At 43.2% G+C, this 13,714-nt stretch carries 12 protein-coding genes and 1 pseudogene; 2 read left to right on the forward strand and 11 right to left on the reverse strand.

The annotated features are described in order from the left end of the window. Window positions 1-43 precede the first annotated feature (43 nt). The 5 genes and pseudogenes from XZ46_RS08695 to XZ46_RS08715 all read right to left on the reverse strand — a co-directional run bounded on the left by XZ46_RS08695 (window position 44) and on the right by XZ46_RS08715 (window position 5,765). On the reverse strand, window positions 44-520 hold the full coding sequence (locus XZ46_RS08695; RefSeq protein ID WP_006620416.1) for a DUF4112 domain-containing protein: 477 nt from the start codon (window positions 518-520) through the stop codon (window positions 44-46). A gap of 104 nt (window positions 521-624) precedes the next feature. Continuing rightward, a pseudogene (gene dnaK / locus XZ46_RS08700) lies at window positions 625-2,548 on the reverse strand (molecular chaperone DnaK). 501 nt (window positions 2,549-3,049) lie between these two features. Continuing rightward, a complete protein-coding gene (gene atpC, locus XZ46_RS08705) occupies window positions 3,050-3,466 on the reverse strand; it encodes an ATP synthase F1 subunit epsilon (RefSeq protein ID WP_006620413.1) in 417 nt (138 codons plus the stop codon). A gap of 126 nt (window positions 3,467-3,592) precedes the next feature. Continuing rightward, the gene (gene atpD / locus XZ46_RS08710; protein WP_006620412.1) at window positions 3,593-5,050 is read right to left on the reverse strand and encodes a F0F1 ATP synthase subunit beta; all 1,458 of its coding nucleotides are present in this window, start codon (window positions 5,048-5,050) and stop codon (window positions 3,593-3,595) included. Between the two features lie 406 nt (window positions 5,051-5,456). After that, window positions 5,457-5,765 (reverse strand): phospholipase D-like domain-containing protein, encoded by a 309-nt coding sequence (locus tag XZ46_RS08715; RefSeq protein ID WP_048895013.1) that lies wholly within the window; start codon window positions 5,763-5,765, stop codon window positions 5,457-5,459. 275 nt (window positions 5,766-6,040) lie between these two features. On the opposite strand from XZ46_RS08715, the gene XZ46_RS08720 reads away from it, so the two are divergent. After that, complete coding sequence (locus tag XZ46_RS08720; protein ID WP_006620410.1) at window positions 6,041-6,484, forward strand: aspartyl protease family protein; 444 nt, start codon at window positions 6,041-6,043, stop codon at window positions 6,482-6,484. A 1,274-nt stretch (window positions 6,485-7,758) separates the two neighbouring features. On the opposite strand, the gene XZ46_RS08725 is transcribed toward XZ46_RS08720, so the two are convergent. From XZ46_RS08725 to XZ46_RS08745, 5 genes are all read right to left on the reverse strand, one after another. Next, on the reverse strand, window positions 7,759-8,097 hold the full coding sequence (locus XZ46_RS08725; RefSeq protein WP_006620407.1) for a type II toxin-antitoxin system PemK/MazF family toxin: 339 nt from the start codon (window positions 8,095-8,097) through the stop codon (window positions 7,759-7,761). After that, entirely contained in the window at window positions 8,084-8,311 is a 228-nt protein-coding gene (locus tag XZ46_RS08730) for a hypothetical protein (protein WP_006620406.1), read from the reverse strand. Before XZ46_RS08730 ends, XZ46_RS08725 begins: the two co-directional genes overlap by 14 nt. 327 nt (window positions 8,312-8,638) lie before the next feature. Continuing rightward, entirely contained in the window at window positions 8,639-8,872 is a 234-nt protein-coding gene (locus XZ46_RS08735; RefSeq protein WP_008053136.1) for an HNH endonuclease, read from the reverse strand. 1 nt (window position 8,873) lies between these two features. Continuing rightward, window positions 8,874-9,053, reverse strand: a complete 180-nt coding sequence (locus tag XZ46_RS08740; protein WP_008053134.1) for a hypothetical protein — start codon at window positions 9,051-9,053, stop codon at window positions 8,874-8,876. An 8-nt stretch (window positions 9,054-9,061) separates the two neighbouring features. Further along, complete coding sequence (locus tag XZ46_RS08745) at window positions 9,062-9,385, reverse strand: hypothetical protein (RefSeq protein ID WP_008053133.1); 324 nt, start codon at window positions 9,383-9,385, stop codon at window positions 9,062-9,064. 214 nt (window positions 9,386-9,599) lie between these two features. Between XZ46_RS08745 and XZ46_RS08750 the strand changes: the two genes are divergently transcribed. After that, window positions 9,600-10,946 (forward strand): helix-turn-helix domain-containing protein, encoded by a 1,347-nt coding sequence (locus XZ46_RS08750; protein WP_174447137.1) that lies wholly within the window; start codon window positions 9,600-9,602, stop codon window positions 10,944-10,946. Between the two features lie 2,338 nt (window positions 10,947-13,284). Here XZ46_RS08750 and minE read toward each other — a convergent pair. Then, on the reverse strand, window positions 13,285-13,569 hold the full coding sequence (minE, locus tag XZ46_RS08755; protein WP_006670759.1) for a cell division topological specificity factor MinE: 285 nt from the start codon (window positions 13,567-13,569) through the stop codon (window positions 13,285-13,287). Between the last annotated feature and the right edge of the window lie 145 nt (window positions 13,570-13,714).

Below are 13,714 nucleotides of genomic sequence, written 5' to 3' on the forward strand. Positions count from 1 at the left end.
AACCCCCAATCTCTGCCCATATATATAGGCAATTCCACATTATTTAACCGCTGAAAGACACAATAATTATTAATGCCAAAACTATGATTGATGTGACGAATAACACCGCCGTAAATATCAGGCAACCTTTACCCGAAAAATTCCCGGCTGAATAGTTTTTAATATTGTTTATATCTTCCCCTTCACAATCACTTAAATATGACTCTAATATATCGACATTTTTAACATTGGCTTGCCAAAATACATCAAATAAATCACCAAATATTGGCACACTTCCTAACACCGTATCTATGACAATATTGTATGTCATAATCAGCAATAATTTCTTAGGTACACCTAATTGCAAAGACCTAAACACAATATATGCAGCTAATACCGCTCCCCATAAATCACCACCACCAGGAATTAATCCGATGAGAGGATCTAAACCAATACCTTGGGAAGTTCCGGGAATGCGAATAGCTCGATCTAAAAAATCACTAAATTGTCTGAGTTCTCGTAGTGCGATCGCTTTTTTCAAAGAACCTCCTCGACAAATTCCCAAAAAAATAGAGGGATATTAATATAATACCCTCTATCATAGAATCCGAGTCAAATTATCTGCAATACTCAACCTTTACTAACTTATTTAGCTTCGGTGAAGTCCGCATCAATTACATCATCAGAACCGCCTCCATCACCATCAGTAGGACCAGCACCCGGTCCAGGCCCCTCAGCACCCGGCGCAGCGCCACCAGCTTGCTGATATAGATTACTGCTGAGAGTATATAGCGCCTGTTGCAGATCTGTAGTCAAGGTTTTAATCTGATCATCATTTTCCTGAGCGATCGCATCCCGCAGGTCCTTAATCATAGCCTCAATCTTAGACTTATCATCAGCGGGAACCTTATCACCCAGTTCCGAAATTTGCTTTTCAGCCTGATAAGCCAAAGTATCAGCCTGGTTCTTACGGTCAATACGTTCACGGCGTTCACGGTCGGTGGCTGCATTCTTTTCAGCTTCCTTAACCATGCGTTCAACTTCCGTATCCGGTAAAGTCGAAGCACCAGTAATGCTGATAGATTGTTCCTTACCAGTACCCTTATCCTTAGCAGTAACATTCAAGATACCATTGGCATCAATATCAAAAGTTACCTCAATTTGAGGAACACCACGGGGAGCCGGAGGAATCCCATCGAGGCGGAAAGTTCCCAAACTCTTGTTATCATTGGACATTTCCCGTTCACCCTGGAGAACGTGAATTTCCACATTAGTCTGACCATCAACTGCTGTTGAGAACACCTCAGACTTCTTAGTAGGAATAGTGGTATTACGGGGAATAATCTTAGTCATCACACCGCCCAGGGTTTCCACACCCAGAGACAGAGGAGTAACATCTAGCAGCAGAATATCCTTAACCTCACCAGCCAGAACACCCGCTTGAATCGCAGCACCCACAGCCACCACTTCATCAGGGTTCACCGTTTGGTTAGGTTCCTTACCCAGAACCCGTTTAACCAACTCCTTAACCGCTGGAATACGGGTAGAACCTCCTACCATTACCACTTCATTAATAGCAGACTTATCCAGTTTCGCATCCCGGATCGCATTTTCCACAGGAATGCGACAGCGGTCAATTAAATCAGAGCAGATTTCCTCAAACTTAGCGCGGGTGAGGGTCATATCCAAATGTTTAGGACCATCGCTAGTCGCCGTAATAAACGGCAAGTTAATTTCAGCTTGGGTAACGCTAGATAGTTCCTGCTTCGCTTTTTCCGACGCTTCTGTTAGACGTTGTAGCGCCTGTTTATCCTTACGCAGATCAACACCTTCTGCTTTCATGAACTCCCCAGCGAGGTAGTCCACTATTTTTTTGTCAAAGTCATCACCACCGAGGTGAGTATCACCAGAGGTAGCCAATACTTCAAATACCCCATCACCCACTTCTAGGATGGAAACATCAAAAGTACCACCCCCAAGGTCAAAGACTAAAATAGTCTCATTGCTTTTTTTATCCATCCCATAGGCTAGGGAAGCAGCGGTAGGCTCGTTGATAATCCGCTTAACTTCAACACCAGCAATTTTACCAGCATCCTTAGTCGCTTGGCGTTGAGAGTCATTAAAGTAAGCCGGAACAGTGATTACAGCTTCCGTTACCGTTTCCCCTAGATAGGTACTAGCATCTTCCACCAGTTTGCGTAGTACCTGGGCGGAAATTTCCTCTGGCGCAAATTGTCTATCTCGTGCGGGACGGGACAGTCTAGCTTAACGTAACGTTGCCGCTACTGTCTCTGAGAACCTTGTAAGAAACTTCTGTAGACTCATTACTAACTTCTTCCTGCTTACGACCAATGAACCGTTTTACTGAATAGAATGTGTTGTCCGGGTTCATGACCGCTTGGCGCTTGGCGATTTGTCCCACTAGCTGATCGCCATTTTTAGCATAAGCAACTACTGACGGGGTGGTGCGAAGACCCTCTGCATTGGCTATTACAGTGGGTTTACCACCTTCCATTACCGCTACACAAGAGTTTGTGGTTCCTAAGTCAATTCCAACTACTTTTCCCATATTGGTGTCTTGGCTCCTATCATAACTACAAAATCGGCTTTACTCAGGCGCTATTGATTTGCCCAAGTATCTGACCACAGGTCAAACCTGGAAACTTTAATTTAGTCCGGGGGTTCTTATTTGAATAAGATCTTCAGGATCGATTCTTATCTCTATACTGTGGGTGGTTAGTCATTTTGATGAAGGGGTATTTACCGAACCTCTAGGGACGGTTAGACTCCTTGCCAACTAACCTTTCCTCGCTGTTGGCGATATCTATTGAATACTGTAGAGGTAGCGATCGCATTTGATGTGGTGGCAAACCCTAACTCCCAGGTTGTATTTCCCGTCCATGGGAAATTAGCGATCATACTGTTGTGTGTCGTTGGTTAGTTCACGCTAATTGGCAGTCTGAAAAACCATCACTAAACATTTTGATAAAAAATGTACAGACAAGGCACGCCCTGTCTATAAGCACGCCTTGTCTCTTTGATCTTGGTGGTTGATTTCACCAGAAACTGGTTATTCCATTGCCTTGTCACCCGCCGCCTGTAGACGGGCTCTGGCACGCTTTAACCCTTGCTTCGCTTTCATTTGCTCCTGCACATTCCCACCAGCGTTAGCAGCTTCTACGGCTGCTTGAGCTTGATTATAGGCTTCGCGGGCTGTCCCCACATCAATATTTGCACCTTTCTCGGCACCATTGACCAGAACAGTTATTTCATTATTTTGAACTTCGGCAAACCCTTCCATGAGGGCAATAGTCACCCATTCATTTTTAGCTCTCACTCTCATAACTCCCGGATCTAAAGCCGTTAGTAGGGGAGCGTGATCACTAAGAATACCAAGCTGACCGGTAGTGCTTGGGAGAATCACCTCTTGAGCCGTATCATCCCAAACCGTTTGGTCAGGGGCTATAACACGCACAGTTAATGTCATTTTCAGTTATTAATAGTAAAATCCACAATTGAAGCGCCTTTTTTGCACTCAAGAATCAGAATCAGGCGGATTATCTCCTCTGACTCTGATTCTCTAACTACACCTTTGCAGGTTAATCAGACCGAGTTATTTATTCTCAGCCTTCATTTTTTCCCATTTAGCGATCGCCATATCGATATCACCGACCATATAGAAGGCTTGTTCTGGCATATCGTCAAGTTCTCCATTGAGAATCATCTGGAAGCCCTTAATAGTTTTTTCCAGGGGCACATATTGACCCGGAGAACCAGTAAACACCTCAGCCACAAAGAAAGGCTGAGATAGGAACCGTTCAATTTTCCGAGCCCGAGCCACAACCAGGCGGTCTTCCTCAGAAAGTTCATCAAGACCCAGAATCGCGATAATATCTTGCAGTTCTTTATAGCGCTGCAAAGTAGACTGTACAGCACGAGCGGTCTGGTAGTGTTCTTCCCCGACCACACTAGGCTGTAACATAGTGGAACTGGAATCGAGGGGGTCAACCGCCGGATAAATACCCTTAGATGCCAAAGAACGAGACAATACAGTGGTCGCGTCCAAGTGAGCGAAAGTAGTAGCCGGAGCCGGGTCGGTCAAGTCATCAGCCGGAACATATACCGCTTGAATAGAGGTAATCGAGCCTTCTTTCGTAGAAGTAATCCGTTCTTGCAGCTCACCCATTTCCGTCCCCAACGTGGGCTGATATCCCACAGCAGAAGGCATCCGTCCCAGGAGAGCAGACACTTCCGAACCCGCTTGTACAAACCGGAAGATATTGTCAATAAATAATAGAACGTCTTGTTTACTGACATCACGGAAGTATTCAGCCATTGTCAGAGCCGACAGAGCCACCCGCATCCGCGCTCCGGGGGGTTCATTCATTTGTCCATAAACCAGAGCCACCTTAGACTGACCCAGATCTTCTTTGTTAATTACGCCGGACTCGATCATTTCGTTGTAGAGGTCATTCCCTTCGCGGGTACGTTCTCCCACACCACCAAACACGGAAACACCCCCGTGAGCCTTAGCGATGTTGTTGATCAACTCCATAATAATTACAGTTTTACCAACACCAGCCCCCCCAAATAGGCCGATTTTGCCTCCACGACGATAGGGAGCCAACAGGTCTACCACTTTAATGCCTGTTTCAAAGACCGATGGGCTAGTCTCCAAATCTACAAAAGCGGGTGCGGGGCGGTGGATAGAAGAAGTTTCATCATTGGGAACCGGACCCAGGTTATCAATGGGTTCGCCCACCACGTTAAAGATACGACCTAGAGTTCCAGAACCCACCGGAACCTGAATCGCTCTCCCTGTGTCTGTGGCTTCCATACCCCGAACCAAGCCATCTGTACCACTCATGGCAACCGATCGCACTTGGTTATCCCCAAGAAGTTGCTGAACTTCACAGACCACGGAAATCTCTTGGCCGGCTTCGTTTTTGCCAGAGATTTTCAGAGCGTTGTAGATTTCCGGCAGTTTGCCATCAGGGAACTTAATATCTACAACTGGACCAATTACTTGGGTAATGTAGCCGATTTTTGTTTTTTCTGCGGTGCTGACCATGCTTTCGCCTATTTCCTTATTTCGCTAATCCGATGTTTCGGCAAGCTTTAGAAGAATTTAATATTGCCATTTCTTAGGGTATCACTCTATGGAGACATCAAGAACAACTTAGCTGATAAAATTGATACCGTCCCCAAAAACTATCCTTCCTTACCACCCCCATTTTTTTGGTCAGTGGGCGGGCTTGCTTTTTGTCTTTCACCGTGCTATTATTTGATATAATCGAAATATTGCCGTTTTTTGGATTTTAGCAAATATTCGATTATTAAACAATATGTCAATATATTAGCATTAACTCTGGGTGGTTGTCAACCCCTGGGGGCTTTTTTTGGGAGGGTCGCCCTAAAGGTTTCTAGGAGAAGGTGACAGAGGGGGGTCGCCCCAGGTCATCAATGCTAGGTCGGGGTCATCCTCGAAGGCTTCCGGGGAAAAGTGACCCGGCGATTGTGGCCATTGTCCGATAAGAGAGTCCAAAGGCGATCGCCCTCTTTTTGGAAGTGAAACCCGGCCGCCCGGAGGATGTTTGAATAGGCTCCAAGTCCCCCGGGTGAAACTGACAACCCATAATCGATCGCATTTTTCCATGATTATGCAACAGGAGACCCAACCCGGCGGCGACCCGGCGAATGAGTGCGCTGGCGAAAAATCCCGACTGGCGATCGTACTGACTACAGTTTTCCCAAGCTGGAATATAAAAGTCGATAAAATTAATCATTAATAATTGATAATTTTATAGTAGGTAATATAACTCCCCCCAAAAAGCCGATTTCCAGAAACCCGGTTTCTGATCCCGCTAACTAATTAATAATTTTACATGAGCAACCCCGTTTGTGTCTGTGCTGGGTTGGCTTTCTTGTGCTAAACTGGTGATGAAACTGGCAAAAACCCGGTTTCTGAGTTGAAGGTGATCATGAGACTCCATGGCTTTGGAAATCCCACCTCTGCTCAAAAATTAGTCATAATTGAGGTAGAGTAGCAGGAGGTACAATCATGTCAAATCCCACAGAAAAGACCATGGGCCGAATTATCACGACTTTAACCATAACGAACCGGATCGACCAAGCCAATGCCAGACAAGGTTTGATTCCAGTCGAACAAGTGCGATCGCTAACTTTAAATAATGTTCTGGTGGATACAGGAGCTACGACATTATGCCTTCCTTCCAATGCGATCGCCCAATTAGGTTTAGAATTACTAAAAGAAGTTGATGTAGCCACGGCTAACGGATTCAGTAAAGCCAGAGTTTTCCGAGACGCTAGTATTTCCCTATTGGGTAGAGAAGGAACTTTTGAATGCTTAGAATTACCTGGAGGACGCGACCCGCTTTTGGGGGTTTTGCCTTTGGAAGCATTAGGAATCGAACTGGATTTGACAAATCAGCAATTAAAGCTATTACCCGAAACCTCAATGGACACTTATTTAACTATTTTGTAATTGAAAGCGATCGCTTGGATAATTAATAATTAATAATTAATAATTGTAGGGTCGGGTTCTGCGAATACCTCTCCTCCTCACGAACTCCCCTAAATCAGGTGGATTGGGTTGATTTTCTGGCAGTTATTAAGTTAAACTGGTAATATCGCTCAATCAATTTATTGTGTGATGGCAATGGTTACACTGCAAATTGAAAACTTGCCTGATGAATTATACTATCTAATTGAAAATATTGCCTCTGAAAATAATCTTACTGTTAATGAGGCAGTTTCTTTATTGTAGGGTGCGTTAGGCGGTGACCAACTTGAGATTTTTACGAAAATTTAGCAATCCGCCGTAACGCACCAATATTTAGCCAAAAAGGTGCGTTACGTTGGCAATAGAGATGGTTAATTGGAGGCAGAAATTTACCCCCAACTAACGCACCCTACCAAAGACTTACTGAGAAATTTTACTTGATTGTAGGGTGCGTTAGGCGGCGACCAACTTGAGATTTTTACGAAAATTTAGCAATCTGCCGTAACGCACCAATATTTAGCCAAAAAGGTGCGTTACGTTGGCAATAGAGATGGTTAATTGGAGGCAGAAATTTACCCCCAACTAACGCACCCTACCAAAGACTTACTGAGAAATTTTACTTGATTGTAGGGTGCGTTAGGCGGCGACCAACTTGAGATTTTTACGAAAATTTAGCAATCCGCCGTAACGCACCAATATTTAGCCAAAAAGTGAGTTTCTTTATTGTAGCGTTAGGCGGCGACCAACTTGAGTTTCTTTATTGTAGGGTGCGTTAGGCGGCGACCAACTTGAGATTTTTACGAGAATTTAGCAATCCGCCGTAACGCACCAATATTTAGCCAAAAAGTGAGTTTCTTTATTGTAGCGTTAGGCGGCGACCAACTTGAGATTGTTACGAAAATTTAGCAATCCGCCGTAACGCACCAATATTTAGCCAAAAAGGTGCGTTACGTTGGCAATAGAGATGGTTAATTGGAGGCAGAAATTTACCCCCAACTAACGCTACCAAAGACTCAATGGACACTTATTTAACTATTTTGTAATGGCAAGCGATCGCCGTTTTGGGGTTGGTAGAGGGCTTCAGAAACCGGGTAATTTACGACCATCGAAAGCCACCCAACCAAAATACTCATAGAAACCCGGTTTTTTTGCTTAGTTGCTTGAGGCGCGATTCCGCGCAGCGGATCCAGAGACGGGAATCGCGCTTTTTTAACCACAAATAAAGGTGAATGAATCAATGGCGATCGTGAGGAAATTTAATCTAGCTTGAAGTGGAGTTTGAGGGCAGTCTCTACTATTTGCATAACTTCCTGACTCAAAAAACCCACGGCATCCCCACCGATCCTTTGTTTAGAAATAGTTCGCACCTGCTGCGCTTGCACCTTGGAAGGCTTGGATAAACCGCTATCCTCTGGATTGATTAACACTTCAAAAGGGTAAACGCGAGTCACATTAGAGGTAATGGGTAGAATTGTCACTGTATCCGCTGCGCGGTTATTTGCATCGTTACTTACTATAAGCACGGGGCGGCGTTTATCCATTTCCGATCCAACCGCCGGACTGAGATTAGCATAGTAAATTTCACCACGTTTCATCGGTTAATCCATCGGCAATTGTAATATCCCAAGCGGAATCAATTTCACTAGATGCTTCTCTGTAAGCGGATTCTAGTTCTTGATTTCTCAATAATTCTAAAGCTAATTGAATCACTTGGTCAGGGGATTGACATCCTTTGGCGGTTTTATAGTTCTCAATAAATTGTACTAGGGATGTTGGTAAGGAAATTGAGATTTCTTTAGCGGGCGACATCTTAGTTATCGATTGTTATAGATATGATTATTTGATTATAGCATCAGCGGTAAACTTAATTCAGAAACCGGGTAATTGACACCAAATCTCTGTCACCCAACCAAAATGCTCACAGAAACCCGGTTTCTTTATTGTAGGGTGCGTTAGGCGGCGACCAACTTGAGATTTTTACGAAAATTTACCAATCCGCCGTAACGCACCAATATTTAGCAACAAAGGTGCGTTAAAGTGAATCTATAAATTACCGATTATATCCATAAATTTTTATCCGCATAACGCACACTATCACGTTCAATTAAACTACTACACAAAAATTTGACGTTTTAATTAAAATCGCCAAATATCTACTTTTATTTCACCATTGTGATAAGCTCTGTGACAGTCTGGGCAAAGCGTCATCATATTTGTTAAATCCGCTGGCCCACCATCACTGTAAGCAATAACATGATGTCCATGTGCGATTTCTCCTATTTTACCGCAAATTTCACATTCGTTCCCATCCCTCTGCTTAACTAATTTTTGTGCTTTTTGGTGTTCTTTTGGTCGCTTTTGACTTGCCACATTAATCACCTTTTATTTTCTTTTTAGAGGAACCTTCAAACACTTCTGGACTTGCCCCTAGAATAGAAATATCACTATTGGGAGCTTCGGACTTGACTGCTTTAACTACCTGATGAGCGACATCCGCGTAGTTATCATCATTCAACCCGTTGACGGTAATTTTAAGAGACTTCTTACCCACTATTTACCTCATTCACCCGTATACGTTATAGACAAAATTTCCTCTCCACTATTAGGATCGATAGCCGAGGCTTCAACTTCACCATCTCCAGAAGTGATAGTAATCGCTGGTTTTTTAGACAATCTAGGCTGTCCACCCTCATCAAGAAAGACGACGTAAATTAAAACTTCCTCGTTTTTTTGGCGCACCACTATATGGATTTGATCGCCAATGTATGAGACATTCAAAACTTGATCGCCTTCTTTAAGGATTTTTATGGTTAGGCTCTGCTTGCTATTGTAGAGCCTAAAAGGTGCAGGTTGCTCTGTGTGCTTCTCTAGAGCTTGCTCCATGTAGTTAACCTTAATAAATCGATAACAGTTGATTTATATTGATCATAGCAACGACTTGTTATGACTGGGTTTGGAAAAAATATAATTTTGTTGGCAATTTTGTTGGCAACTCCAACTCCACCTCGTCAAAAATGTGGTAAAATGCAATAATTTGTGGTAAAATGCTGGTAAATGTTGGCTATAATATGGAAAATCACAAAATCTACCCGACTCCATGAATGTTGATGAAGTGCTAAAAATGGCTGACGCTCTGGTGTTTGCTAAGACTGGGCAACACCTTGATGACTTGCAACAGGCGATCGCACGGGGAACTCTGCAAGGCAAGAAATACAGCGAAATTGCCCAGGAAAAGCACTGTAACGAGAGTTATGTTCGGGATGTTGGAGCGAAATTATGGCAGACTCTTTCAGAGGAGTTGGGAGAAGAGGTTAAGAAATCCAATTTTCGCTCGACCATACAGAGGTGGCAAATTGATCATGTGACAAATTTTGCACAGGACGTTGTAGCCATTAGTAGTTTTAACACTTGTGGACAAGCCAGACAACCACCAGATATACCCAACCAAAACCCGGAAAATCAAGTAACATCTAACCCCCAACAAAGCCCAACTTTCCATCACGATTTAAGTGAAATGCCTAAGTTAGGTAACTTCTATAATCGTACTGCTGAACTGGAACTCCTCAAAACATTAATCCTCACAGAAAAAGCACAAATTTTAACTATTACTGGCATGATAGGGATGGAAAAAACCGCCCTGGGTATCAAACTGGTAGAAGAAATTAAACATGAATTTGAATATGTGATTTGGCGTAGTCTGGAAACTTGCCCCACTGTCGCCCAATTGCAAAATAATTTAACCGAAATTTTTGCCGAGGGGGATAATCAAACTTCACGGCTACCCCTGATGAAATATTTACAAAATCATCGCTGTTTAATTATTTTAGATGATATCAATTACCTATTTAGGCGGGGTGAATTGGCTGGTCACTATCAACCAAAATCTGAGGATTATCGCAGTTTATTTAAACAAATTAAAGAGCGATCGCATCAAAGTTGTTTTATCCTGATGGGTTGGGAATACCCGCGAGAAATTGCTCAAATTAAACACCCAAATACCCATAACTTAATCTTGAGGGGGTTAGACACTGCATCCGCTCACCAAATTATCGCCCAACAAGGATTAGAACCCGAAGCAAATGGCTCCCGATTTATTGACTATTATCAAGGCAACCCGTTATGGTTAAAAACTGTGGCTAATTTCATGGTTGAATTAGGCTTAACCGTGAGTGAATTGTTAGCAAATCAGCCTTTTTTATTGCCTCAAGATTTGCAAGATATTTTACAGCAACCGTTGGCTTACCTATCGGAACCAGAAAAGCAACTTTTATCGCTTTTAGCTAAAGAAGATGAGGCGATCGCCCTAGTCAAACTCTTAGAAATTGCCCCGATGCCATCTGCAGATTTACTCAATACCTTACAATCTCTTAGCCGTCGTTGTTGGCTGGAAAAAACCGATCGCCTTTATCGGATGTCACCTGTATTGAGACAGTACCTAGGATGAGGCGATCGCCTCTATCCAGAAACCGGGTAATTGACGACCATCTCTGTCACCCAACCTTCATGCTGATAGAAACCCGGTTTGTTTGGTTGTAAGATTAATTATCAATATACTGGTAAATTTAGACTAATTTTAGATAAAATATAATAGGTTTTTCTGGAGCAAAATAGATGGAAAAAATTAAGCTAAATTGTCATGTGGGAACCGATGGTATTCTCCAAATTCCGATGCCAGTTTCTTGATTGTAGGGTGCGTTAGGCGGCGACCAACTTGAGATTTTTACCAAAATTTAGAAATCCGCCGTAACGCACCAATATTGAGCCAAAAAGTGAGTTTCTTTATTGTAGCGTTAGGCGGCGACCAACTTGAGATTTTTACCAAAATTTAGCCATCCGCCGTAACGCACCAATATTTAGCCAAAAAGTGAGTTTCTTTATTGTAGGGTGCGTTAGGCGGCGACCAACTTGAGATTTTTACGAAAATTTACCAATCCGCCGTAACGCACCAATATTTATTTAGCCAAAAAGGTGCGTTACGTTGGCAATAGAGATGGTTAATTGGAGGCAGAAATTTACCCCCAACTAACGCACCCTACCAAAGACTTACTGAGAAATTATACTTTATTGTAGGGTGCGTTAGGCGGCGACCAACTTGAGATTTTTACCAAAATTTAGCCATCCGCCGTAACGCACCAATATTGAGCCAAAAAGTGAGTTTCTTTATTGTAGCGTTAGGCGGCGACCAACTTGAGATTTTTACGAAAATTTACCAATCCGCCGTAACGCACCAATATTTATTTAGCCAAAAAGGTGCGTTACGTTGGCAATAGAGATGGTTAATTGGAGGCAGAAATTTACCCCCAACTAACGCACCCTACCAAAGACTTACTGAGAAATTTTACTTGATTGTAGGGTGCGTTAGGCGGCGACCAACTTGAGATTTTTACGAAAATTTAGCCATCCGCCGTAACGCACCAATATTTAGCCAAAAAGTGAGTTTCTTTATTGTAGGGTGCGTTAGGCGGCGACCAACTTGAGATTTTTACGAAAATTTAGCCATCCGCCGTAACGCACCAATATTTAGCCAAAAAGTGAGTTTCTTTATTGTAGGGTGCGTTAGGCGGCGACCAACTTGAGATTTTTACGAAAATTTAGCCATCCGCCGTAACGCACCAATATTTAGCCAAAAAGGTGCGTTACGTTGGCAATAGAGATGGTTAATTGGAGGCAGAAATTTACCCCCAACTAACGCACCCTACCAAAGACTTACTGAGAAATTTTACTTGATTGTAGGGTGCGTTAGGCGGCGACCAACTTGAGATTTTTACGAAAATTTAGCCATCCGCCGTAACGCACCAATATTTAGCCAAAAAGTGAGTTTCTTTATTGTAGGGTGCGTTAGGCGGCGACCAACTTGAGATTTTTACGAAAATTTAGCCATCCGCCGTAACGCACCAATATTTAGCCAAAAAGTGAGTTTCTTTATTGTAGGGTGCGTTAGGCGGCGACCAACTTGAGATTTTTACGAAAATTTAGCCATCCGCCGTAACGCACCAATATTTAGCCAAAAAGGTGCGTTACGTTGGCAATAGAGATGGTTAATTGGAGGCAGAAATTTACCCCCAACTAACGCACCCTACCAAAGACTTACTGAGAAATTTTACTTGATTGTAGGGTGCGTTAGGCGGCGACCAACTTGAGATTTTTACCAAAATTTAGCAATCCGCCGTAACGCACCAATATTGAGCCAAAAAGTGAGTTTCTTTATTGTAGCGTTAGGCGGCGACCAACTTGAGATTTTTACGAAAATTTACCAATCCGCCGTAACGCACCAATATTTAGCCAAAAAGGTGCGTTACGTTGGCAATAGAGATGGTTAATTGGAGGCAGAAATTTACCCCCAACTAACGCTACCAAAGACTTGAGATTTTTACGAAAATTTACCAATCCGCCGTAACGCACCAATATTTAGCCAAAAAGGTGCGTTACGTTGGCAATAGAGATGGTTAATTGGAGGCAGAAATTTACCCCCAACTAACGCTACCAAAGACTCAATGGAAACTTATTTAACTATTTTGTAATGGCAAGCGATCGCTTTGAGAATTAATAATTAATAATTAATAATTGTAGGGTCGGGTTCTGCGAATACCTCTCCTCCCAACGAACTCCCAGAAACCCGGTTTCTCAAAGAAACCCGGTTTCATAATAGGCTAGATGTCTAATGTTGGCAGATAATATACCACTTTTTCCTTAATCTGCTGCACGCGCCGCCGGTTGACTAAAGCCTCCCACTCCGGGTCGGTTTGACAACACAAAAAAGCAGTTCTCCTGGGAGTGCCAGTTTAGGAGTCCGGCGCGACGGTTTTTCTCACTCGTCTGATCGGAAGGTTAGCTATCAAAATAGTCGATCTTTGGTCGCTTTCTAACCCAAATTCTGAGTCATCTGTATCAATTTCCACATACCTAGATACCACCTCCAAAATCTCCCGCCGCATAGCTTCTACAACTTCGGGAGATAAATCAGCGCGATCGTGGGCGAGAACTAATTTTAACCGTTGTTTGACCGCATCACGACTGTTAGGCCTCTTGCGGTTCAAAAATTTGTCGATAAATTCATTAATTTTCATTGCTGTTGCTACATTATCGAACAGTGGATCAAAACCTACACCTGGGCGATAAATACCTCGATGATCCAATACTCCGCACGTCCCTAGTCACCTCTTGAGAAAGCCCCCAGACCCCTACCGCCCCGGCGATGAGTTATTCAAAGGG

Source organism: Limnospira indica PCC 8005, from assembly GCF_000973065.1.
Classification (GTDB): domain Bacteria; phylum Cyanobacteriota; class Cyanobacteriia; order Cyanobacteriales; family Microcoleaceae; genus Limnospira; species Limnospira fusiformis.

Bases quoted from the DNA above. Each gene is read 5' to 3' on its own strand.
- atpC (WP_006620413.1), bottom strand. From the start codon at position 3,466: ATGACATTAACTGTGCGTGTTATAGCCCCTGACCAAACGGTTTGGGAT.
- atpD (WP_006620412.1), bottom strand. From the start codon at position 5,050: ATGGTCAGCACCGCAGAAAAAACAAAAATCGGCTACATTACCCAAGTA.
- XZ46_RS08715 (WP_048895013.1), bottom strand. From the start codon at position 5,765: ATGATTAATTTTATCGACTTTTATATTCCAGCTTGGGAAAACTGTAGT.
- XZ46_RS08720 (WP_006620410.1), top strand. From the start codon at position 6,041: ATGTCAAATCCCACAGAAAAGACCATGGGCCGAATTATCACGACTTTA.
- XZ46_RS08725 (WP_006620407.1), bottom strand. From the start codon at position 8,097: ATGAAACGTGGTGAAATTTACTATGCTAATCTCAGTCCGGCGGTTGGA.
- XZ46_RS08730 (WP_006620406.1), bottom strand. From the start codon at position 8,311: ATGTCGCCCGCTAAAGAAATCTCAATTTCCTTACCAACATCCCTAGTA.
- XZ46_RS08745 (WP_008053133.1), bottom strand. From the start codon at position 9,385: ATGGAGCAAGCTCTAGAGAAGCACACAGAGCAACCTGCACCTTTTAGG.
- XZ46_RS08750 (WP_174447137.1), top strand. From the start codon at position 9,600: ATGAATGTTGATGAAGTGCTAAAAATGGCTGACGCTCTGGTGTTTGCT.
- minE (WP_006670759.1), bottom strand. From the start codon at position 13,569: ATGAAAATTAATGAATTTATCGACAAATTTTTGAACCGCAAGAGGCCT.